Below are 21217 nucleotides of genomic sequence, written 5' to 3' on the forward strand. Positions count from 1 at the left end.
GCCTCGGCGACGACCACTGCGTCGGCTACGCGAACCAGAACCTCGGCGAGCTGTGCCTGCACAGCGGCGACTTCGCGCACGCGCAGGACCGGCTCGGCGACCGGCGGCGCCTCGGCCAGGACCACGTTGGCGTTGGTGCCACCGAAGCCGAACGAGTTGACGCTGGCCACCGCGGTCGGCAGGTGCGCCGGCCACGGGGTCAGCGCGGTCGGCACGCGCAGGCCGAGGCCGGTGAAGTCGATTTCGGGGTTCGGCTCGTCGAAGTGCAGGTTGGCCGGTACCTGGTGATGACCGACCGCGAGCACCGCCTTGATGAGGCCGGCCACCCCGGCCGCCGCTTCGAGGTGGCCGATGTTCGTCTTGACCGAGCCGACCAGCAGCGGCCGGTCGGCCGCCCGGCCGGCGCCGAGCACTCCGGCCAGCGCGGCGGCCTCGATCGGGTCACCTACCGGAGTGCCGGTGCCGTGCGCCTCGACGTATCCGACTTCGCCGGGTGCGGCTCCGGCCACGCGCAGCGCCGCATGCAGGTTGGCCTGCTGGGCAGAACCGCTCGGCACTGATATACCGGGGGTGTGCCCATCCTGGTTGACGGCGGTGCCGCGGATGACGGCGTAGACGCGGTCCTCGTCGCGCAAGGCGTCCACGAGCGGCCGGAGCAGGACCAGTCCGCCGCCTTCGCCGCGGCCGAAGCCGTCGGCCGCGGCCGAGAACGCCTTGCACCGGCCGTCGGCGGCGAGCATGCCCGCCTGGCTCAACGCAATCCCGAAGCCGGGCGTGAGGATGAGGTTGACCCCGCCGGTCAGCGCGGCGTCGACTTCGCCCGTCCAGATGCTCTGGCAGGCCGCGTGCACCGCGACCAGGGCCGAGGAACAGGCCGTGTCGATCACCATGCTGGGGCCACGCAGGTCGAAGGCGTGGGACACCCGGTTGGCGAGCAGGCTGGTCGACATGCCGGTCGCGGCGTGCGCGCCCATGGCCTCGCCCTCGCCCGGCGCGGTCTGGATCTGAGCGTAGTCCTGGCTGCTCGCGCCGACGAACACCCCGGTGCGGCCGCCGGCGAGTTGCTCCATCGGGACGCCGGCGTCTTCGCAGGTCTCCAGAGCGATCTCGAGCAGCAGCCGCTGCTGCGGGTCGAGCTGATCGGCGACCCGGCGGGAGAAGCCGAAGAAGCCGGCGTCGAAAGCGTCCACCCGCTCGAGGAACCCGCCCTCGCGCAGAGTGGTCCGGCCCGGCACCCGATGATCGGCGGTGAACAGCCGCTCTACGTCCCACCGGCCCGGTGGCATCGGCCCGACCGCGTCCACCCCGCCGGTCAGTAGTTCCCAGAAGCTGTCAGGACCGGTGACGCCGCCGGGGAATCGGCAGCCGATACCGACCACCGCGATCGGCTGATGCCGGATAGCCGTGCCCATCTGCACTCCAGTCCGTTTGACAGTTTGATCGCAATTCCCTGCCGCGCAACGACCGTGTCGAAGGTGGCAGGCACTCGACCGAGCGTCCCCGACCCGGGGTCCTCGGGGAAACCCTGCCGAGTGATATGGGCAAGAAACTTTGACCAAAGCTCCCCGGCCGCCCGAAGCGGCGAGCGCGGACGGACGGCGGCCGATAGTCTGGCACGCGAACCGGGCCGGTTCACCGTCGATTTCCCGTCTTGCCGAAATGGAATAATTCGGCGTTCTCGCCACGCATCGGCTGCCGGAACCCGCCGGGTGGCGGTGTTTCCGTGGATCGACGCCAGTCCGGGGTCGGCGAATCGCCGATGGCGAAGCGTTGCCCGTCGGTGGTAGAACTGTCTTGTTGCGTCGAGCGGCGCGCATGTGAAAGCGCTTCATATTCAGCGCTTTGCCGCCTCCGCGGTCGGGGTCACTCGAGCCGTATTCCCGCCGAATCCGGAGAAGGTCGGAAGTGATGTGGCGACATCGAGTCGAGCGGCAGAATCCTGCTTCAAACCGCCATTCCGGCCCAGGCCGTCGAAATCGACGGCGTGGCCTGGCACCGCTGCGCCATCGCGGCTTCCGGTACCTGATGTCCGGGCAACTCGCCTCTAACATCGGCGATGCCTGCTATGCCGTCGCGCTGCCGTGGTACGTGCTGGCCGAGCCCGGCGGGACTCTGCTGCTCGGAACGACGTTGGTCGCCTATGGTCTGCCCCGTACCGCGCTGATGGCGTTCGGCGGCCTGGCGAGTGACCGATGGCGCCCGTGGACCGTGATGATGGTGTCGGACATCGTCCGCACGGTCGCTGCGGCCGCGCTCGCCGTCGCGGCCCTGCTCGGCCCGGCGCGGGCCGAGTTCCTGGTGCCCGTCGCGGTGGTGCTCGGCGCCGGCGAAGGCCTGTTCCTCCCCGGTTCGTTCGTGATCGTGCCAAAGCTGTTGCCGGACAAGGAACTGCAGGCCGGAAACGCGCTCAGCTACAGCGGCACCCAGCTCTCCTTGCTGATCGGACCGGTGCTCGGCAGTGTCGTCGTACCATGGCTCGGCGTAGGAGCCGCGTTCGCGGTCGACGCGGTGACGTTCGCGCTCTCGGCACTCTCGCTGGCCGGCATCCGGTCTGCTTCGACTCCGGCTGTGCCTCGCCGGCACACCGTCGCGGGGAAGCCGACGTTGCGCCGGCTGTTGCTCAGGGAGCCGACATTGCTGGTGGTCTTGGCGATTACGCTGGCCGGCTCCGTGGGCTCCGGGGGGCTCAGCGAGGTAGCCGTACCGGCGCTGGCGCACGGCCCCCTGAACACCGGCGCGGGCGGCTACGGTGCCCTGCTCGCGGCGCTGGGAGCGGGCGCCCTGCTGGGCACCGTGGTCGCAGCCCGGCTGAGCCGGCCTCGGCGGCCTGCTGTGCTCTGCTCCGCCGCGTGCCTGATGCAGGCACTCATGATCGGCCTCGCCCCCTACCTGGGCGGCGCGGTCACGGCGGGTCTCGCACTGTTCGGTTACGGCCTGTGCAACGCCCTCGCCAACATCATCATGATCACCGCGTTGCAGCGCTGGGCTCCACCGGACCTCCTCGGTCGCGTCATGGGCCTCCTGTTGCTGGCCGGGTTCGGCATCTTCCCGATTTCGGCCGCGTTCGGCGCCCTGCTGGTCGACAGGCTCGGGCCGGCGCCCTTCTTCCCGGTGGCCGGAGCCATCCTCGTGGCGGCAGTGCTGGGCTCGATGACCCAGCGCCGATGGCGCGACCTGGGAAGGGCGCCCTCGCACGGCCCTGACGGTGCTTCGGAAACCTGAGTGAAACGCCTGTACCGTGCCACAACTCGACCTTGGTTCGCTGACGTGCCGTTTGCCGTCGCGGCGGCCATGCGATGCTCACCGGCTGTGTTGTTTCGGCTGACGTATTTGATCATGGTGCTGGGCCATGAGCTGTCGGTCCTGCACCGCCAGGTCGGCCGACCACGGCCCTCGTGGCCGGATCGTGCGATCTTGTCGGCACTGACGCGCCTGTTGCCCCGTCAACTGCGCCGGCATTGCCACTCGTACCATCCGTGTTGCCCTGTAAGTGGTCGGCCTTTGTCCGTGGGCAGCCGTCGGGGAGGCGTCGGATGTCGACCTTGGTGCTCTACGCGCCGCAGAATCGGCTGCTCGACCTGGCCAGGCTCACCGAACGTGACTTCGCGCTGATCAGTTCTCTGCAATACAAGATCAAGCGCGGCGAACGGATCTTGCTCTGTCAGCGGGCTTCGCTCGAAGACGAGGGATCCCAGATGTTCGTCCGGCTCAAGAACGGCCGCTGCGCTGCGGTGCGCTTCCGAGGGAGCGAGTGCACGCAAACTCAGATGGCGACGCGGACCTTCAGCCCCCCAGTGGGGCGGCCAGAGGCCGATCCGGTGACGGAGGCGTTTCTGCTCAACGGTCCGGCGTCGGTTTGCCGGAGAGCCAGGTGCGGGCGTCGGCGATGGTGGGCTTGATGGTCATGTCGCGGTCGAGGGCAGTCAGCTGGAGGTGCCGAAGCACCGTGCGCTGGCCACAGACGAGGCAGAACGCGACGCCCGCGGAGTTCGCTGCGTGGGCGAAGATCTGGAGTGCCGCGAGCCCGGAGGAGGAGAGGAACGCGACTTCGTCGAGATCGGCGATCACCGCGCTCGGCGGACCGGCGAGGGTCGATTCGAGGTGCTGGGCGAAAGCTCGTGCCGTGGCGAGGTCGATCTCACCGGACACGATCGCCAGTACCACGCCGGCCTTGCGGGTGATGGACAGACCGAGTCTGCCTCGTCCGCCGTTCCCGCTGAAACGGCTCACCGCGCCATCGTGGAAGCAATTCCGCATTACTGTGCTCCTTCCCATTTTTCTCCTGTTGTTCGTGATATCGACTCGCCGTCGGCTCGGGTTCAGGATGCGCTTTCACGATGACACCCGGGCGTCAGGGACTGTTCCAAGATCGGTGTTTCTGGCCCGACACGCCGGGCTGAGGTCCGGCGGGATGGGCACTGTGAGTGATGACATCGGACCTTGTGAGTCCACGCAAGAGTGAGTCCAAGCCGGCGCGTGAGCTGTCGCCGGAGCAGGCCGCCGCGGCGGCGATGGTGGCCGAGGCCAAGGCCCGCGGGCTGGCGTTGACCGGCCCGGACGGCCTGCTGAAGCTGTTCACCAAGAACGTGCTGGAAACCGCGCTCAACGAGGAGATGACCGAGCACCTCGGGCATGAGAAGAACCAGGCCGACCCGGTCCGGAAGTCGACGAATGTGCGCAACGGCACCCGCCCGAAAACGGTGATCTCGGACGCCGCGGGCGAGGTCGGTATCGACGTGCCGCGGGACCGGGAGAGCACGTTCGAACCGCAGATCGTGAAGAAGCGGCAACGCCGACTGGCCGAGGTGGACGAGATTGTCCTGTCGTTGTACGCGAAAGGAATGACGACTGGCGAAATCTCCGCGCATTTCGCCGAGATCTACGGATCATCGGTCAGCAAGGAGACGATCTCGCGGATCACCGACAAGGTCATCGCCGAAATGAATGACTGGGCTAACCGCCCGCTCGACCCGGCGTACGTCGCCGTGTTCATCGACGCTATCCACGTGAAGGTCCGCGACGGGCAGGTCGCCAACCGGCCTGTCTACGCCGCCATCGGCGTCACCGTGGACGGTCACAAGGACGTCCTGGGCCTGTGGATGGGCACCGGCGGCGAGGGTGCGAAGTTCTGGATGAGCGTGCTGATCGACCTGAAGAACCGCGGTATCCGGGACGTGTTCTTCCTCGTCTGCGATGGCCTCAAAGGCCTGCCCGACGTCGTGACGAACGTGTGGCCGCAAACTATTGTTCAGACCTGCATCGTACATCTGATCCGCAACACCTTTCGACTCGTGTCTCGCCGGGACTGGGAGGCGGTGAAACGCGACATCAAACCCATCTACACTGCGCCCAGTCCGGACGCCGCCGCGGCAGCTCTCGACGAATTCGAAGAGAAATGGGGCGCGAAGCATGGAGCGGTAATTCGTTTGTGGCGCAACGCTTGGAACGAGTTCACGCCGTTCCTCGACTACGACGTCGAGATCAGGACGATGATCTGCTCCACGAACGCGATCGAGTCGCTGAACGCCCGCTACCGGCGGGCGGTTCGCGCACGCGGGCATTTCCCGACCGAGCAGTCCGCGATGAAGTGCCTGTACCTTGTGACCCGCAGCCTGGACCCGACCGGCACAGGCCGCGCCCGATGGACGATGCGGTGGAAGCCGGTGATCAACGCGTTCGCCATCACGTTCGGTGACCGCTGGCCGGGAGCCGAGACCTACTGATCAACAACGCCGGAAACACCGATCACGGGATAGACCCGGGCGTCAGGGTGATGGCAGGTGGACAGTGACCGCGACGGCTACCTGAGCACGGGCGATATCCGATGTGTGGGTGTTCAAGTCAAGCTGCAGGTCGGCAGCGAACTTGAGGGTGGGCCAGTGGCCGGCCGATGCAGTGGTGGGTGCCGGCACCGAACGCCCTGGTGCCGGCGGGCGTCGCGGGTGATGTCGAGCCGGTCCGGGTCGGGGAAGACGGCAGGGTCCCGGTTGGCGAGTTCACCGACCATGATGACGCCTTCGCCCTTGCGGATGGCCTGCCCGGTGATCTCGATGTCTTCCAGTGCGGTGCGGCGACGGCCGAGGTGCGCGATGGTGAGGAAACGCAGCATCTCCTCGACCAAGCCTCCAAGTCGGTGAGATTCTTCCCCAGCACCGGGTCGAGGCGCAGGAGCGGGCCTGCGCCGTCGTCGTAGCAGACCCTGCCGGCGGTGGGGCTCCAGCGGCTGACCGCGGAGACATCGCTGACCAGCTCGTAGACGAAGGTGGGCGTGGCGTCGACCCACGCGCTCCTGGTGAAGGCGAAATCGGCCGCGCCGAGCTCTTCGAGGCGGTCGCGTTCATCTGTGGTGGCCACAGCGCCGGCTCACCGGCGGAGCCGGCGGCCCACCAGCCCCCGTCGCTGCGTATCCCCGGCTGGGGCAGGCAGAGAGCGGAGCCGTCGGTCGATACTGGATCCATGACCGGAAAGCCACAGCTCGGGGACTTCCTCAAGGCCCGGCGATCGCAGCTGCAGCCGGAGGACGTCGGGATCCTCACGTACGGCGAACGGCGACGGGTGCCGGGGCTCCGGCGCGAGGAGCTGGCGCTGCTCGCCGGGGTGAGCGCGTCCTACTACACGCGGCTGGAGCAGGGACAGTCGTCGAGTGCCTCCGCTGAAGTCCTCGACGCGCTCGCCGTGGCGCTGCGGCTGAATGAGTCCGAGCGGCGGCACCTGCACGACCTGGCCAAAGTGGACCGGCGCCGTCCTCGGGACTTCAGGCCGGCGCAAGAGAGCGTCACCGTGGCAGCCGGTCAGCTGCTGGCAGCACTGGCAGACGTACCCGCGATCGTGCTGGGCCGCCGCGCGGACGTGCTGGCCTGGAACCGGTTGGGGCACGCCCTGTTCGCCGGTCACCTGGACTTCGGCGCTCCGACGACGCCGGCGGGGCGCCCGAACATGGCCCGGCTGGTCTTCCTGGACAGCCACACCCGTGAGCTCTACACGGACTGGCCGGGCAAGGCGCGAGCGGTGGTCGGGAACCTGCGGTTGGTGGCGGGAGGGCAGCCGGAAGACGCCGCGTTGTACGCGCTGCTGGGGGAGCTCACCTCGAAGAGTGCCGAGTTCGCCGCCATGTGGGCCGATCACCGGGTCAAGGCGTGCGCTGTCGCCGGCTACGAGATGCGACATCCGCTGGTCGGGACGCTCACCGTCCTGCAGCAGACCTTGAGCAGCGGCCCCGGTCCCACCGTCGTGGTCGCGACGACAGAGCCAGGCTCGCCTTCGCGGACCGCGCTGACTCTGCTCAGCCAGGCCATCGACCACGTCACCGTTCTGTCGCCGTCCCCGTTGCGGAAGGACCAGACAGTCTGACCTCTCACACCGGGCCACCCGGTCCGGGTTTCGCACACCTGCGCGTCAGCAGGTCGCTGACGCGTGTCCTGAGAACAGTGAAGGAACCATGTACAAGAAGCTGTCCAAGTCGGCTGTGTTGTCGACAGTAGTTGCCGCGGCGGCAATGACCGCTATGAGCCTTACTCCGGCTTCGGCCGCGTCGGCGCCGTTGTGCGGCGCGAGGATCGCCGTGCACTTCGATCTGGCCGCAGGCCAGACACCGGAGAACGTCGCTTTGGCTCCTGGCGGTGCTTTGGCGGTCACCTTCGCCAAGGGCCGCCAGATCGCGGAAGTGTCTCCGCGGGGCGCGGTTCGCGTGCTGGCCACCCTGCCCCAGCCCGCTGATGGTGGAGTCCACACCCCCGCCCTGGGTTTCCCGCTGACCGTCGGGATCACCCGCGCGGCGGACGGCACCCTGTACTTCCTCTACGCCACCGGCACATCCGATCTGACGGGTGTGTGGCGCCTGCGCCCCGGCGGCCTTCCCGAACGGATCGCCGCACTGCCGGCCAACGGCCTGCCCAACGGATTGGCGCTCGATCCGATCACCGGCCTGCTTTACGTCTCCGATTCGGTCCTGGGCACCATCTGGCGGGTACCCAGGACCGGTGGAATACCCACTGCTTGGTCGACGGCTCCTGAGCTGGCGGCTGAGGGCTTCCTCGGTGTGAACGGGCTGCAACTGCGCGACGGGTCGGTCTGGGCTACCAACCTCGACAAAGGCACCGTCCTGCGTATCCCGATCCGGCGGAACGGCAGCGCCGGCGAGACGCGGACCGTGGCGGCTGGACTGACCGGAATCGACGACTTCGCCTTCACCGGCAACGGAAACCAGCTCCTCGCGACGCTCGATGCGCCGAACGAAGTCGTGCTCGTCCAGCCCGACGGCAGTCACTCGACCGTGTTGACCGCGGCGGATGGCTTGCAGAATCCCACGTCGGTCGCCGTGCGGGGCGACACCGTCTACGTGCTCAGCGCGGCGTACGTGACCGCCGAGGACCCGAACTTGACCGTGGCCCACCTCGGCCGCTGACGACTTCGTGAGACCACGGCCGGCGGGGGTGATCACCGGCGCTCAAGGGTTGTAGTCCACGAGGACCCGAACGCGGTCGAGACGCCGCTCGCCCAGGTCCTCCCGTCGGATCATCCAGAAGATGTCGGCGCCCGGCGCCCGGTCGATGGTGCACTGGGCCAGCAGGACCCAGTCCTCTTCGTTGGACGGCACCGCGTCGGGATCGTGCGGATGCTGGGATTCTTCCGAGAAGGCGGCCTGGCGAGCGGCCTCGTGGACCGGGTTGAAGTCATGGCTCCTGCCGTGCCCACCCAGCATCAAGGTCGGGTAGTCCCACAGGTCTTTCCACAGCTCGGCCAGTGCCTCGCCGTGCGGATGTCCGGGCATCGGTGCGAGGTACGCGGGCGGCGGGACCGGGATGCGTCCATCGGTGGGGAGGCACACGCCAAGGGACAGGTGGATGTCGCCTTGGGGATATTCTCGGAGAACCTCGGCGGTGTCCTCGTGCACGTCGTCGCTGAGCCAGCTCGCCGGGCGGTGTTCTTCGACCGCGGTACCTTCCGGAACGTACACGGCGCTGCCGCTTTCCTCGTGGTCCGGATACCCGAAGAGCAGCAGCTTGCCGTCGGGCGGCAGTGGGACGTCCGTCGCTTCCTCGGGCAGGGCGGCGCAGTCGATGGTGGCGACCAAGGGGGACCAGGGTTCCGCGGCGTCGGCGGGAAGCATGATCGGTCCACCGAACCGGCCGACGACCGGACCGTCCCCGTCCGCGGTCAGGGACGCGAACGGGCGGACGAGTTCCATCCACTTTTCCACCTCCGCGGCCGGGATACCCTGCGCGAGGGCTTGACCCTGGAATTCGTCGAGAATCTGCGTGTTCCGGGAGTCCATGGCGCGCACCGTACCGCTAGGCGCGGTGTGCGCCAGTGCACCCGGTTCATAGCTGGTTCGCGCCGTCAGATCGGGCGGGGTGAACGACGGCCGCAGTTTCCGCACGCGCGCTCCTTCAGGACCATCGGCGACCTGGTCCAGCAGCTCGCCGTCCCTCGGTCAGATACCGGGCCAGCCACACAACCCCGGAAAGAGCCGCGGGCCGAGTCGGCAAGGCCCATTGACGCGGTTGGCTAACACCGCTAGCTTGAGGCTATCGACATTAGCCAGTCCACTGGAGCGCATCTTGACCGAGTACCTGAGCATCGCCGGCAACACCATCGCCTATGACGTGGCCGGACAGGGGCCCCTCGTCGTCCTGGCGCACGGTATCGGCGACAGCCGCCACTCCTACCGGTTCCTCGCCCCGGCCTTGGCTGCGGAGGGTTACCAGGTCGCCAACGTCGATATCCGCGGTTGCGGTGACTCGAGCCTGGGCTGGGACGGCTACAGCCGCACTGACATCGCCGGCGACCTGGTCGCCCTCGTCCGTCGTCTTGGTGGTCCGGCCGTGATCATCGGCCAATCGATCAGTGGGGGCGCCGCGACCATCGCGGCCGCCACCGCGCCGGACGTGATCGCCGGGGTGATCGAGCTGGCGCCGTTCACCCGCGCGCAGCCCTTCGACCTCGGCGGGCTGGTGCGGGTGAAGCGCTTCCGATCCGGTTACACCCAGATGGCCTTGGTCATCATGCGCGGAAAACTCGCGAACTGGACGAAGTACCTCGACCTGGCGCTGCCGGCCAAGCCGGCCGACTGGGACGGCGAGCTGGCCCGGATCGAGGCGAAGCTGAATGAGCCCGGCCGGATGAAGGTGCTGCAGGCGATGTGCAAGACCAGCCCGGCCGACGCCGGTGAGCAGCTGCGCAACGTCAAGTGCCTGGTCCTGATCATCGAGGGCAGCGCCGACCCCGACTGGGCCGACCCTCGCGCCGAAGGCGAGAAGATCATCGCCGACCTGCCCCACGGTCTTGGTGAACTGGCGGTCATCGAAGGGGCCGGGCACTACCCGCACGTCCAGATGCCGGATGAGGTCGTCGCGCTGACCCTGCCGTTCCTGGGCAAGACGCTGACTCGTGCCTAGGGCCGGACTCACCCCGGCCATCGTCACCGACGCCGGGGCCGCGCTGGCCGACGAGGTCGGGTTCGCGCAGCTCAGCATGGGCCTGGTTGCCGAGCGGCTCGGAGTCAAAACTCCTTCGCTCTACAAGCACGTCACCAGTCAAGCCGACCTCGTCCACCGCATCGCCGTCCAGGCCGCGAACGAACTCGCCGACAGCATTCGGGATGCGACACAAGGCCGGGCCGGTAGCGAGGCCTTCACCGCCGGGGCGCAGGCGATGCGGAGGTACGTGAAGGAACATCCCGGCCGGTACGCGGCGGGCAACGCCGCCAGTCCGGCGGGGCCCGACGACCCGCTCACCGCGGCGCTCGGCCGGGTGCTCGCTTCGTGGGCGGCCATGCTGCACGGGTACCGGATCGACCCCGGCCAGGAGATCCACGCTCTGCGGCTGCTGCGCACCGTGCTCCACGGATTCGCGACATTGGAAGCGGCCAACGGGTTCCGGATCGACGCGGACGTCGAAGACAGCTTCACGTGGTTGGTCGACTTCGTCGACCGGGGCCTGCGGTCCTTGGACCGATGACTTGCCGTGTTCCACGGCCCTTTTGACAGGAGCTGCGAGGTCCGTGAGTGACCCGAACATCGTCGACGAACCCGAGGACACCAGGGTCGAACGGCACGCAAGCTGGGCCGAGCTGTTCTTCGACCTGGTGGTCGTCGCAGGCGTGGCAGCCCTGGCGCATGTGCTCGGCTCTGGACCGGACCTTGCGGCGCTCGGCCTCTACGCACTGCTGTTCCTGACCTTCTGGCTGTCATGGACGACGTTCATGCTGTACAGCAACGTCGCGGCAGGGAAGACGCGCATCACCCGGCTGCTGATCGGAATGTTCGGCCTCGGGGTGATGGTCGCGTCCGTGCCGGGCGTGGCGCACTCGGTGCTCGGACACGACGGCGACCTCCGCCCGCTCACCGTCTTCGCGGTCGCGTACATCGCCACGCGCATCTATGGGTCGAAGTCGTGGAGCAAGGGCGAAATACTCCTGGACTTCCCGGTGGTGCAGTACTCGGCGGGACTGTTGCCCTGGATCGCGTCGATCTGGGTCGACGGGCAGGGAAAGCTCGTGCTCTGGGCGGTGGGGATCGGCCTCGACCTGCTGTTGATCCTGGCGGTGTCCGGCGACAAGATCGTCAAGCGGATCCAGTCGAAGTTCGCCGCTCAGGTCACCACTCGGCGCCGACCACGACCCGACGCAGACTTGCCGGCGATTCGCGGGGTATCCGTCGATCCGGCGCACTTCTCCGAGCGGCTCGGACTCTTCGTGATCATCGTGCTCGGCGAATCGGTGGTGCAGGTCATCGACGCCGCGGCCGATGCGCACTACGACGCCGGCCTGCTGGCCACCGGAATAGCGTCGTTCGTGTTGCTGGCCGGCATGTTCGGCTTGTCCGTCGTCTTCGGATACGCCGGCTTGCCGCACCTGCGTGCCGGCCGCATCCCCGCGCGCGCCGCCCTTGGTCTGCACTGCCTGGTCACCGGAGTCGTCGCCACGGTGGCGGTGTCGCTCTCGTCGGTGGTCAAGCACGGCTCCGATCCGCTGTCCGATCAAGGACGCTGGCTGCTGTGCGGCGCGATCGCGGCCTACTTCGCGCTGGGTGTGGTCACCGGTGTGGCCAGCCACAGTTCGGATCTGCAGAGGACGGCCTCGCGCATCATCACCGGCATCGCGATCCCCCTTCTGCTCGGCCTGTTCGCCACCGACGTCGGCGGCCGGACGCTGGTGGTCTGCATGGCTCTGGTGGTACTCGCCCATCTCTGGTTCGAACGGCGATTGACACCGATACGGGGCCACGTCTGAGGAGGGCCCCCGGCAAGCTGCCGATCGGGCAATTCCCCGTCGGTCGCTGCGCTGCGCGGGGGACCCGTCCGTCCCACGTGGGACTGGAGAGAAAACAAGCCGAGATGCCGCACCTGATCGCCGCCGTCGAGATCGAATACGGCCAGTTCGTGCTGCAGGAAGTCCGATGGCCCGCAGCCCACTCGCCCCTCTGTCCCCGCCGGCCCTTGGATCGCCGGCGGAGCAACAATCCCAAATGGCTGTGCGGCCCGTCCAACTGAGCACCCTACGGTGCATCCAGCACCGACCTTCTGGCCGGCATTGACCTCGACCCCACCAACGCGAACTCCGGAGCCGCGCCGCCAAAGGACGCTCCTTGTCGGCCTGAACCGCACCACGTTGTTCCTGGTGGTGCTGACGCTGGTTGATCTTCACAGACGGTGTGACCCGTCGGATCGCGTCCAGCGGGAGGGCTCGCGGGCCCTGTTGCTCTGGAGCGGGCAGGATGTGGTTACGGGGAGTCGTGCTTGTCGGACGCGCGATCCCTTTCCCGGCCCGAGGATTGGACGCGCAATGGGACGCTCGTCGGTGTTCACCTTCCAGTACATCGCCATCGACACAGAGGCTGGTGTCACGCCGGAAGAGTTCGAGACCTTCGTGCGTGGTGAAGGCGTTCACCTGCCCTTGTACCCGGGGTGGCGGTGGACTCTGCTGCGCGGGTTGCGCGGAGAGCGGACCGGGCAGTACCTGATGTTGTACGAGATCGAGAGCGCCGAGCAGCGCGACCGCTACGTCACGGCCCGGGGTGAGCAGACCGAGCCGGCCCGGCTGTTCTGGGCGCGGCACCCGGAGGCGGAGGTGGTGCTGGCGCGGTGGCGGCGGCTGGGCACGTTCGGTGAGCTGCCGACGTTGTTCACCGACTACCGGCTGCTGGCCGACAATCCGCGGAGCACGGTCACGCCCGGCCCCCGCTACCGCGACCGCCCGGGGGAGGAGCCCGTCGCCCGGGTCGTCGGGATCCATAACCTGGCGTTGCGCGCCGGTGTGACCGAGGAGGTGTTCGACCGCTTCATCGCCGAGAACCACCACCGGATCGACGACTACCCGGACTGGCGGTTCCACGTGCTCAAGGGCGAGCGGGGCAACCGCCTCGACCAGTACGTGATGATGATGGAGATCGCGAGCCTGGACGCGCTGGACGTCTTCTACCCCGAGCCCGACATCGCCACCGGCGAGGCCGCGGAGTTCGCGTCCGCCCACCGCGACACCAAGCAGATGTACGAGGAGTGGAAGCAGCTGGCCTCGTTCTCGGGCTCGCCGCAGATCTACACGGACTACCTCGCCGTCGCGGAGAACCCGGCGTAGCCCCACGTGACCGGGACGGACCCGGGATCAGGCGGTGGTGAGTGCGGAGCCAGTCGCGCATGGCGGTGGCGATCTCGGCGCGGGTGGTGGTTTCGTTGAGGATCTCGCGGCGGGCGTCCCGGCAGGTGACGACAGTGGGTCGGTCAGTCCGGCGTCGCACCCGGGCCGCCTCCGCACTGCCTCGCCGTTTCGGCTTGCTGACCTGCAGTCGGGCTGGACATTGGTTCGAGCCTGGACTTCGACGATTGTGGCCAATGGTGTGTCGAACCGCCGGCCTGACAACCCAGCACCGGTCGGTTGCGGGTCCGCACGCCGCGGCGAGGCTGGCGAAGCTGCTCGGCGGCCGTGCTTGACCCGTCAGAGCCGGTGGCTGGTGTGGGTGAACTGCACAGTGGAGAGCATCGACGTCTCTGAGGGGGTCGTCCGCTGTCGGCCGAAGACGAGGACCTTCGCCGGTTTGACGGCGAAGACCGCGACGTCGTCGTGGTCGCCCTGCCGGAATCCGTTGTCGGTCGCCTCGTAAACCCAGTTGCCGTCCCACTTCCGCCGCCACGCCGCGGCGAGCCGGTCGAGTGTCGGGCGGTCCGTGACACGGCGGGCCACGCCCTCGACGACCACGTCGAGGGCGTCGTCCCAGGTGTTGCGGCCCGTGGTCAGCACGACGTTCGGGTTCGCCGTGAGGTTGAGGTACTTCTGTTCGGTGGCACCGGTGCTGAAGTGGACCGCCCCGTCCAGCCACACCGCGACCAGCGGTGTCACGTGCGGCCGGCCGTCGGCACGGACGGTCGTGAGCCAGCTGATCTGGGCCTCTTCCAGCGCCCGCGTGGTTTCGGCCCAGCCGGTGGCCTCGGTGCCGGGATCGCTGAACCGTTCGTCGAGCCGGGTTTCCATCGTCACTCCGTTCGGTCGGCCACGGATGCCGCGTAGGCGGCGTCGAGGCGTTCGGCGACGGTCGGGCCGTCCGGCACCTCCCCGCGGCGGGTGCCGAGGTAAGTCTCGCGCAGTTCGTCCATGAAGGCTTCGGCGCTCGATCGGACGGATTCCATTCTGGGCACCCGCACCTTCTGGCGCCGGGTATCGGAAACCGGGTGGCGGCTGCCGGCCTCAGCAGGTGATCGTGGCGTTCGCCCAGTCGGCGTGGTCGTTGGTGTTGCCGTCGCCGGCGTCGGTCACCGACAGTTCCAGCACCTGGACGCCGGTCAGCTGCGCGGACAGCGCCTGTGCCTTGTCTCCGGGGTGCATGACGCCTGTCGTGGCGAGTTCCTTGCCGTCACCGAGGATGTGGAACCCCACGCTGCCACCGGAGTTCTCGTCGTCCATCCCGACGAGGGCGCCGACGGACGTGCAGGATGCGCCGACGTAGACCCGCACGCTCGAGGGGGCGTGGGCCCCGATGCCGTCGTCGTAGCCGACCCCGGCGATGGTGATCCGGTGGCCGTCACCAGGCTGGCTCTCGCCGTTGCTCGTGCCGCGTTCGACCGGGCCCCAGCCGTTGTCGGACGACATCCACGGGGCCTTCGACAACGCCGTCGTGCCTGACGACGGGCGGGAGACGAGCGGCGACGTGCCTTCCGAGCCCAAGGCGCGCCTGCCCCACGTGGTGAAGTAGTCGGCTTTGGCCGCGAGCCTGACGCGCTCGCCACCCGGCGCCACCGGCTTGAACGTGATCTGCTGCTGCCACGACTTCCCCGGCGGTACGGCCGGAACCGTGAACGTGCCCGGGCCGTCGAGCAGCCAGCCGGCGGGCGTCGCGACGGTGGCCCGGAGCTGGGTGATCGGCGTGCTGCCGTCGTTGGTGACCTGCAGGGTGGTGGTCAGCGGGCGGTCGGCGGGCACGTAGTCCGGCGCCGGCAGGGCCAGCGTCGTCATCGGCGCGGCCGACGGGTGCGTCGACGGCCAGACCCGGAAGACGGACGAGTCGTGGGACGCGACGGCGTCGCGGAGGGTGCCCGCGGTTTCGGTTTCCGTGCCGGTCCACAGGTCGCGGACGCGGAAGGTGTGGCCCTCGAGACCGAGTTCCGCCGCGGTGGTGCTGATGGTGGTGCTCGCCGACCCACGGTTGAAGAGCACTACCGCGGCCGATCCATCGGACATCGGCTTCGCCCAGACCTCGGTGTCGCCGTCGTCGCGGAGCTTGTGGCCCTGTGTGCCGGCCCAGTCCTGGTCCAGCGCGATGACGTCCTTGTTCTCGAGGATCGCCTTGGTGGCGGGCGACATCGCGGGCAGGTCGTTCCCGGCCAGCAGCGGCGCGTTCAGGAGCGCCCACAGCGCGAAGTGCGACCGGTACTCGGTGTCGGTCATGCCGCCGTTGCCGACTTCGAGCATGTCCGGGTCGTTCCAGCCGCCGGGGCCCGCGAACTTTTCCAGGCCGACCTGCTTGTCGAGGATGCCGGTCATGCTGCCCCAGTTGTCGCTGATGTCGCCGGTGGTGCGCCACAGCTGCGCGCCGGCGGCGAGCCCCCAGGTCCACGGCTTGTTCTCGCCCCATTCGCAGAGGGCGTAGATCATCGGGCGGCCGGTCTTCTTGATCGCGTCGCCCATCTTCGTGTAGCGCTCGATCGCAGGTCGGCCCTGGTTGTTGCAGTTGTCGTACTTGAGGTAGTCGACGCCCCAATCGGCGAAGGACTGCGCGTCCGCATCCTCGTGGTCGAGCGCGCCGGGCATGGTCTTCTGGCAGGTCAGTGTGCCGGCGCTGGTGTAGATGCCGAGCTTCAAGCCGAGCCCGTGGACGTAGTCGGCGAGGGTCCTGATGCCGTGTGGGAAGCGTTCGTGGCTGGGTTCGAGCTTGCCCTCCGCCGTGCGATTCTGTTCCGCCCAGCAGTCGTCGATGTTGATGTACTGGTAGCCCGCATCCTTCATACCGGACGACACCAGTGCGTCGGCGGCACCGCGGACGAGGTCCTCGTTGATGTCGCAGCCGAACCTGTTCCAGCTGTTCCAGCCCATCGGCGGCCGTTCGCCGACGCGCTGGGCAGCGAAGTAACCCGGCTCCGAGGCTGCGGCGGGGACGGCTTCGGCGACCGTGACCACCGAGGTGCAGGCGGCTATCGCGACGGCCATTCCAACAAGACGACGCACGAGTACCTCCAGAAGCGCGCAACTTTACGCAGACTCGCTCAACAATCAATATGACGGAGCGACAGGCGTCTACGTCCGTTAGTAGGTAATCCATTGCGTGGCCCCCTGCTGCGGGCCTGGACTCCGAACTGACCGACGCGCTGGTCCGCACCACCGGGTTCTGCACCCGCGCGGACGTGTCGGATGACCTGCGCACGCTGCACAGCCGGCCCCGCCGTTCGGGAAGCTCGTTCGCGCCGGACAGCTGCAGACGCCGCAGTGGATCAAGCCGGCCAAGGCGAACCGGTGCGCGTGGCCGTCGGTGGTTGGCCGGGCCGCCCGGATCTGCTGCGGCGGAGACGAAATCATGGTCCGTACCGACCCCACAACTCAACCGGTCAGGATGTAGCCGTCGCCGGCGGCGAGCGCGCCGGTGGCCGTGGTGACCAGGATGAGGGCGTCCAGCAGTCGCGGGGCGGCCCCCGCCGCCGGGCTCGGCCTAAGGGTCGGGCACGTCACCACCTACCCCGGCCGCCACGCTGCCGATCGAGCGCCTGTTCAATCCGAGGTCGGGAGGCCGGACAGCAGGGCCGTGGCGGCTCTGTCGAATGGGGCGATAGTTCCCGCGGCGCGGCACAGGATGTGGGCGCCTTCGAGGGTGACGATCATGAGGGTGGCCAGATCGGCGGCCTGGGACGAACTCATTCCCGCGTGAGCGAGTTTTCCGGCGAGTTCGTCGCCCCAGCCGGTGAATGCATCGGCGGCGACAGTGCGCAGGCTGCTCTGGTCGGCGTTGGCCGCGCCGCCGTCGACGGTGACCGCCGCGACTGCGCAGCCGCCGCCCTCGGCGGACGCCTCTACCACGGGACGGACGTTGCCGAGGAACGCCTCCACGACTTCGCGTGGCGTTCGGGCCGGCAGCTCGTGCAGGTGGCCGCGGATGTCTTCGGCGTTGCGGCGGGCGGCTTCGAGGGCGAGCTGCTGTTTGCCGCCCGGGAAATGGTGGTAGATCGCTCCGCGCGCGGCACCACTCTCGGCCAGGACGTCGGTGAAGGACATCGCAGCCAGGCCGTGGCGCTGCAGCAGTCCGATCGCGGCGCTGATCATGCGGGACTTCGTGTCCGCGGCCATCGAGACCCCCTTGACTAGTACGGCCATCCTAGTCCATGCTCACCCCACTAGGACGAGCGTACTAGTACGAGCGGGCTGGACCGCCCGAAACCGGAGGTTCGTGATGGGCAAGACGTTTCTCTACACCGAAATCCAGGCAGCCGTGCCGTTCGAGCAGTTCGACTGGCGACCGATCAACGCCGCGCTGAAGACCGCGCCGGGCCTGATCCGCAAGACGTGGCTGTCCGGCATCGGAACCCGCACCGTCGGTGGCTTCTACGAGTTCGACAGCGTCCAGAACGCCCTGGCCTTCGCCCAGGGCCCCTTCGCCGAAGAAGCCCGCCGGGCCGGAGCCCCGGCCACGACACGGCTGTTCGACGGCGACATCGTCAGAGACGCCAGCATCGACCTGCACTCGCCCTACTACACCTGAGCCGCCGAGCCGGCTCCGAACACCGCCTCGCCCTGCTGCCGGGGCGAGGCGGCCTCGACGGAAAGCGATCTCGATGAACCTGCACCCCGGGAACACTGTGAGCTGGATCGACCTCGGCACCCCCGACATGGGGGCGACGACGGCGTTCTACGCCGCCTTGTTCGGCTGGACCGTCGGCCCGCCGGACGTCACCGGCTACCGGCTCTGCATGCTGCGCGGGCAGCTCGTCGCCGCCTTCGGACCGGCCGAGGATGCCGGCGCTCCCTACTGGACGACCAACGTCACCGTGGCGGACATCCACGCCACCGCCGTCCGTTTTACGCACCTGGGCGCCCGGATTGTCGCGGCACCGACCCGGGTCGGGACGCTCGGCCAAGCCGCCGTCACGATCGATCCCGTCGGCGCGCCACTGTCACTCTGGCAGCCCGGAACCCATGACGGCATGCAGCTGAGCCACGAACCGGGGACGTTCGCCCGCATCAGCCTGCTCACCGACCACCCCGCGGAGGCCGCCGCCTTCTACCGGCAGGCCCTGCACTGGACCGCCAACCCCCAGCGCACCGAGTTCCGGCTGCCGGACGGCTCGGTCGCCGCCACCGGCAAGCCGCCGGGGAAACCGACGTCGCAGCGATCACTCTGGCTGGTCGGTTTCGCCAGCAACAACCCCACCGCCGACATCGGGCGGGCCCGACGGCTCGGTGCCACCGAAGTTCGCCAGGACTCCAACGGAGACGTGGTCATGCGCGATCCCACCGGCGCCCTGTTCGGCCTCACCCAGCACGTCCGATAAGCAACCGGGTGCAGAAGAGTCGTCACCGCCCCGGTCGGGAGCCGGTCGAACCGTTCCAGCATGGCCTGCTCCGGCGGCGCCTGAATGTAGCCGAAGAAGATTGCGACATCAACGAGCTTGTGTCCGATGTGGACGCTGCATTCACGGCGATGACCAGAGCCCTTCGACTCTGGTCGATACCCCGTGTCATCGCCATTCTGGGTGCACGCCGCGCGGCAATGCGGGGACCCCCGACCCGCTGCCGGTCGGTCAGGCCTGCCGGGCAGCACCGCGAACCCGGCAGGCCATCTCGCCGACTGGAGAGTATTGGCGACCGTTTTGTGGCCGGCGGAGCATGGGGCCGAGGCTGTTGCTGGTGTGTTCTCGGAGCCCACCTGAAACGTCTGGAAGACGCGCTTGCCGCAGCTCCCGGAGATGCGCGAATCCGCGATCGGCTCGCGTGCGCGCTCGCCGACTCGACCGTGCGGGTGCGCAGCCTGGCGCGCGATCGCCGTCCGGTCGTGGCCACGCCGGGACAGCGCGCGTTCTGCGCGGCGGCGGCCGACCGGATCCTCGAACTCGGTGCGGGCGGCGACGCCGTCCAGGCGACGGCCCGATCGCTCAAGGAGGAGATCGAAGCGGGCGAGGCGTGGATGTGGCGCACGCCGGAGACCGCACTCGCGCTCGCCATGGTGGCCACGGCACTCGGCATCGCCTGGGCGATCAACGGCGGCCTCGACGGCGACATCGGCGCCGTGGCGGAGGCCAGCGTCCTCAGCAGCGTCGCGCTCGCCGTCGTGACGCTGCGACACCGGACGCGGCGCTGGCAGCTCGAAGCCGACCGGGTCGCGGCGCTCGTCTGCCGCAACGGCTTGTAGCGGAGCCGCCAAGGGGAGCTCGAACCCCTGACCTTCTGCTTACAACACATTGTGCAACCGGAACGCAGCGGACTCCCACGTCCGCCCATGTCCCGGAACGTGCAGTTCAGAAGGGGGTTTCAGGCCTCCGCCGTCCTCCGTGGTCCGCGCCGGTGTCCCGGAACGTCCGGGCACACGTCGGGCACACCCGGGGCACATCGTCAGGTCGCAGATCGAGCACACCAAGACCGCCCTAACCAGGCACGACACGTCTTGGAGACCCGACATGCACCACCCGGCGCTCACCCTACGCAACCACCGTGGAACGGCGATCGGGAACGCTCCCGCGAGGCTGCGGTTCCCGACGAGATCGAGTTCACGACCAAGCCCGTACTCGCGCAGCGGATGCTCGCCCGCGCACTGGATGCCGGTGTGCCGGCCCCATGGTCACCGCCGACGAGACCTACGGCGGCGACTCGGAATTCCGTCGCTGGCTGGAAGACCGCCGGATCGGCTGTGCCGTAGCCGTGCCCAGCGGCCAGACCATCCCCGCGGTGGCCGGCACGTCCGTGCCGACGCGCTCGCCGCCCACGCACCCGAAGACGCGTAGAAGCGCCGCAGCTGCGGCGACGGCGCCAAAGGACCACGAATGTTCGACTGGGCCGTCGCCGAGCTGCCTGCCGATCCCGACGCCACCCCACCCGGCGCGGCTGGCCACCCATCGTCGGGCGACTCGGGGCAGAAGAGGATGTTCGCCCGGCACGCTGTCGAGCCACCCATACCGTCCGGGACGAGTGGTGGGGTCACCTGAGAAGCAGCTCAGCGTGGTGAGGTGCGCCAGCCGTGTTCGAGGATGGCGAACGCGGCTTCGACGGTGCGGGCCGGATCGTCGGCGCGGATGGCGAGTGCCGAGGTTTCCAGGGCGAAGTGGGCCAGTGCGGCGCATCCGGGATCGGTTTCGGGGGCGCCGGTTTCGGCGGCGAGGACGTGGCTGAGCGCGAGCTCGTGCCGCATCCACATCCGGTGCCAGTACTCGCTCAGTGCCGTCGTGCTGCGCACGAGGGTCATGAATTCCGACGCCCCGTCGGCGGCGGCGCCGCGCTCGACGCGAGCCAGCGTGTGGTCCCGCAGCGCAGCGAGCACCGAAGTGCCCGGCGCGCGGTCGCGCACAGCTGAGATCAGGGCCTCCTCGATGTCGGCGTCCCGGTCGAAGACGAGGGATTCCTTGCTGGGGAAGTGTTTCTGCAGGGTCGTGGTGGACACGTCGGCGGCGTCGGCGATCTCGCGGACGCCCACGTTGTCGTAGCCGCGCTCGAGGAACAGCCGCAGGGCCGCGTCGGCCAGCGCCTGGTGGGTAGCCGCCTTCTTGCGCTCCCGCCTGCCCATCCCGGTTGTCATGGATTGACAATATCACT

The 21217-nt window shown here is 68.6% G+C and carries 20 protein-coding genes and 1 pseudogene; 11 read left to right on the forward strand and 10 right to left on the reverse strand.

Annotation, left to right across the window (positions count from 1 at the left end):
• A partial coding sequence (locus AB0F15_RS37635; RefSeq protein WP_360281290.1) for a polyketide synthase occupies positions 1-1412 on the reverse strand: 1412 nt, incomplete at its 3' end.
• Between the two features lie 496 nt (positions 1413-1908).
• On the opposite strand from AB0F15_RS37635, the gene AB0F15_RS37640 reads away from it, so the two are divergent.
• Positions 1909-3222 carry an MFS transporter gene (locus AB0F15_RS37640; RefSeq protein ID WP_360281352.1) on the forward strand — a complete coding sequence of 438 codons (1314 nt, stop codon included), beginning with the start codon at positions 1909-1911 and terminating at the stop codon, positions 3220-3222.
• A 615-nt stretch (positions 3223-3837) separates the two neighbouring features.
• On the opposite strand, the gene AB0F15_RS37645 is transcribed toward AB0F15_RS37640, so the two are convergent.
• Entirely contained in the window at positions 3838-4230 is a 393-nt protein-coding gene (locus AB0F15_RS37645; protein ID WP_360281292.1) for an STAS domain-containing protein, read from the reverse strand.
• 212 nt (positions 4231-4442) lie between these two features.
• On the opposite strand from AB0F15_RS37645, the gene AB0F15_RS37650 reads away from it, so the two are divergent.
• On the forward strand, positions 4443-5723 hold the full coding sequence (locus AB0F15_RS37650; RefSeq protein ID WP_360281354.1) for an IS256 family transposase: 1281 nt from the start codon (positions 4443-4445) through the stop codon (positions 5721-5723).
• 139 nt (positions 5724-5862) lie between these two features.
• On the opposite strand, the pseudogene AB0F15_RS37655 reads toward AB0F15_RS37650, so the two are convergent.
• Positions 5863-6118: pseudogene (locus AB0F15_RS37655) on the reverse strand (cytochrome P450); the annotation flags it as partial.
• A 338-nt stretch (positions 6119-6456) separates the two neighbouring features.
• Between AB0F15_RS37655 and AB0F15_RS37660 the strand changes: the two are divergent.
• Positions 6457-7350 (forward strand): helix-turn-helix transcriptional regulator, encoded by an 894-nt coding sequence (locus AB0F15_RS37660; protein ID WP_360281294.1) that lies wholly within the window; start codon positions 6457-6459, stop codon positions 7348-7350.
• An 88-nt stretch (positions 7351-7438) separates the two neighbouring features.
• Complete coding sequence (locus AB0F15_RS37665; RefSeq protein ID WP_360281296.1) at positions 7439-8404, forward strand: hypothetical protein; 966 nt, start codon at positions 7439-7441, stop codon at positions 8402-8404.
• Positions 8405-8446: 42 nt separating this feature from the next.
• On the opposite strand, the gene AB0F15_RS37670 is transcribed toward AB0F15_RS37665, so the two are convergent.
• Positions 8447-9379, reverse strand: coding sequence for a hypothetical protein (locus tag AB0F15_RS37670; protein ID WP_360281298.1), 933 nt, complete (start codon positions 9377-9379; stop codon positions 8447-8449).
• 181 nt (positions 9380-9560) lie between these two features.
• Between AB0F15_RS37670 and AB0F15_RS37675 the strand changes: the two genes are divergently transcribed.
• From AB0F15_RS37675 to AB0F15_RS37690, 4 genes are all read left to right on the forward strand, one after another.
• Positions 9561-10397 (forward strand): alpha/beta hydrolase, encoded by an 837-nt coding sequence (locus tag AB0F15_RS37675; RefSeq protein ID WP_360281300.1) that lies wholly within the window; start codon positions 9561-9563, stop codon positions 10395-10397.
• A complete protein-coding gene (locus AB0F15_RS37680) occupies positions 10390-10959 on the forward strand; it encodes a TetR/AcrR family transcriptional regulator (RefSeq protein WP_360281302.1) in 570 nt (189 codons plus the stop codon). Before AB0F15_RS37675 ends, AB0F15_RS37680 begins: the two co-directional genes overlap by 8 nt.
• 43 nt (positions 10960-11002) lie before the next feature.
• Positions 11003-12232 carry a low temperature requirement protein A gene (locus AB0F15_RS37685; RefSeq protein WP_360281304.1) on the forward strand — a complete coding sequence of 410 codons (1230 nt, stop codon included), beginning with the start codon at positions 11003-11005 and terminating at the stop codon, positions 12230-12232.
• 552 nt (positions 12233-12784) lie between these two features.
• Positions 12785-13576, forward strand: coding sequence for a hypothetical protein (locus tag AB0F15_RS37690; RefSeq protein WP_360281306.1), 792 nt, complete (start codon positions 12785-12787; stop codon positions 13574-13576).
• 357 nt (positions 13577-13933) lie between these two features.
• Here the strand turns inward: AB0F15_RS37690 and AB0F15_RS37695 are convergent, their stop codons facing one another.
• The 5 genes from AB0F15_RS37695 to AB0F15_RS37715 all read right to left on the reverse strand — a co-directional run bounded on the left by AB0F15_RS37695 (position 13934) and on the right by AB0F15_RS37715 (position 17764).
• Positions 13934-14467 (reverse strand): pyridoxamine 5'-phosphate oxidase family protein, encoded by a 534-nt coding sequence (locus tag AB0F15_RS37695; RefSeq protein ID WP_360281308.1) that lies wholly within the window; start codon positions 14465-14467, stop codon positions 13934-13936.
• A gap of 2 nt (positions 14468-14469) precedes the next feature.
• Positions 14470-14622 (reverse strand): hypothetical protein, encoded by a 153-nt coding sequence (locus AB0F15_RS37700; protein ID WP_360281310.1) that lies wholly within the window; start codon positions 14620-14622, stop codon positions 14470-14472.
• Positions 14623-14680: 58 nt separating this feature from the next.
• Complete coding sequence (locus tag AB0F15_RS37705; RefSeq protein WP_360281312.1) at positions 14681-16636, reverse strand: NPCBM/NEW2 domain-containing protein; 1956 nt, start codon at positions 16634-16636, stop codon at positions 14681-14683.
• Positions 16637-17023: 387 nt separating this feature from the next.
• Complete coding sequence (locus tag AB0F15_RS37710) at positions 17024-17152, reverse strand: hypothetical protein (RefSeq protein WP_360281314.1); 129 nt, start codon at positions 17150-17152, stop codon at positions 17024-17026.
• Positions 17153-17191: 39 nt separating this feature from the next.
• Positions 17192-17764, reverse strand: a complete 573-nt coding sequence (locus AB0F15_RS37715; protein WP_360281316.1) for a TetR/AcrR family transcriptional regulator — start codon at positions 17762-17764, stop codon at positions 17192-17194.
• Between the two features lie 103 nt (positions 17765-17867).
• Here AB0F15_RS37715 and AB0F15_RS37720 point away from each other — a divergent pair, with 103 nt between their 5' ends.
• The 3 genes from AB0F15_RS37720 (at position 17868) to AB0F15_RS37730 (ending at position 19823) form a co-directional block, all read left to right on the forward strand.
• Positions 17868-18176, forward strand: a complete 309-nt coding sequence (locus tag AB0F15_RS37720) for a hypothetical protein (RefSeq protein ID WP_360281318.1) — start codon at positions 17868-17870, stop codon at positions 18174-18176.
• Between the two features lie 73 nt (positions 18177-18249).
• On the forward strand, positions 18250-18966 hold the full coding sequence (locus tag AB0F15_RS37725; protein ID WP_360281320.1) for a VOC family protein: 717 nt from the start codon (positions 18250-18252) through the stop codon (positions 18964-18966).
• Between the two features lie 467 nt (positions 18967-19433).
• The gene (locus AB0F15_RS37730; RefSeq protein ID WP_360281322.1) at positions 19434-19823 is read left to right on the forward strand and encodes a hypothetical protein; all 390 of its coding nucleotides are present in this window, start codon (positions 19434-19436) and stop codon (positions 19821-19823) included.
• 798 nt (positions 19824-20621) lie between these two features.
• Here the strand turns inward: AB0F15_RS37730 and AB0F15_RS37735 are convergent.
• A complete protein-coding gene (locus tag AB0F15_RS37735) occupies positions 20622-21200 on the reverse strand; it encodes a helix-turn-helix domain-containing protein (RefSeq protein ID WP_360281324.1) in 579 nt (192 codons plus the stop codon).
• Between the last annotated feature and the right edge of the window lie 17 nt (positions 21201-21217).

This window comes from Amycolatopsis sp. NPDC026612, assembly GCF_040638285.1.
In the GTDB taxonomy this organism is placed as follows: Bacteria; Actinomycetota; Actinomycetes; order Mycobacteriales; family Pseudonocardiaceae; genus Amycolatopsis.

Coding starts and splice junctions, on each gene's coding strand:
- AB0F15_RS37715 (WP_360281316.1), bottom strand. CDS start 17,764: ATGGCCGCGGACACGAAGTCCCGCATGATCAGCGCCGCGATCGGACTG.
- AB0F15_RS37705 (WP_360281312.1), bottom strand. CDS start 16,636: ATGGCCGTCGCGATAGCCGCCTGCACCTCGGTGGTCACGGTCGCCGAA.
- AB0F15_RS37640 (WP_360281352.1), top strand. CDS start 1,909: ATGTGGCGACATCGAGTCGAGCGGCAGAATCCTGCTTCAAACCGCCAT.
- AB0F15_RS37690 (WP_360281306.1), top strand. CDS start 12,785: ATGGGACGCTCGTCGGTGTTCACCTTCCAGTACATCGCCATCGACACA.
- AB0F15_RS37660 (WP_360281294.1), top strand. CDS start 6,457: ATGACCGGAAAGCCACAGCTCGGGGACTTCCTCAAGGCCCGGCGATCG.
- AB0F15_RS37700 (WP_360281310.1), bottom strand. CDS start 14,622: ATGGAATCCGTCCGATCGAGCGCCGAAGCCTTCATGGACGAACTGCGC.
- AB0F15_RS37735 (WP_360281324.1), bottom strand. CDS start 21,200: ATGACAACCGGGATGGGCAGGCGGGAGCGCAAGAAGGCGGCTACCCAC.
- AB0F15_RS37695 (WP_360281308.1), bottom strand. CDS start 14,467: ATGGAAACCCGGCTCGACGAACGGTTCAGCGATCCCGGCACCGAGGCC.
- AB0F15_RS37720 (WP_360281318.1), top strand. CDS start 17,868: ATGGGCAAGACGTTTCTCTACACCGAAATCCAGGCAGCCGTGCCGTTC.
- AB0F15_RS37725 (WP_360281320.1), top strand. CDS start 18,250: ATGAACCTGCACCCCGGGAACACTGTGAGCTGGATCGACCTCGGCACC.
- AB0F15_RS37665 (WP_360281296.1), top strand. CDS start 7,439: ATGTACAAGAAGCTGTCCAAGTCGGCTGTGTTGTCGACAGTAGTTGCC.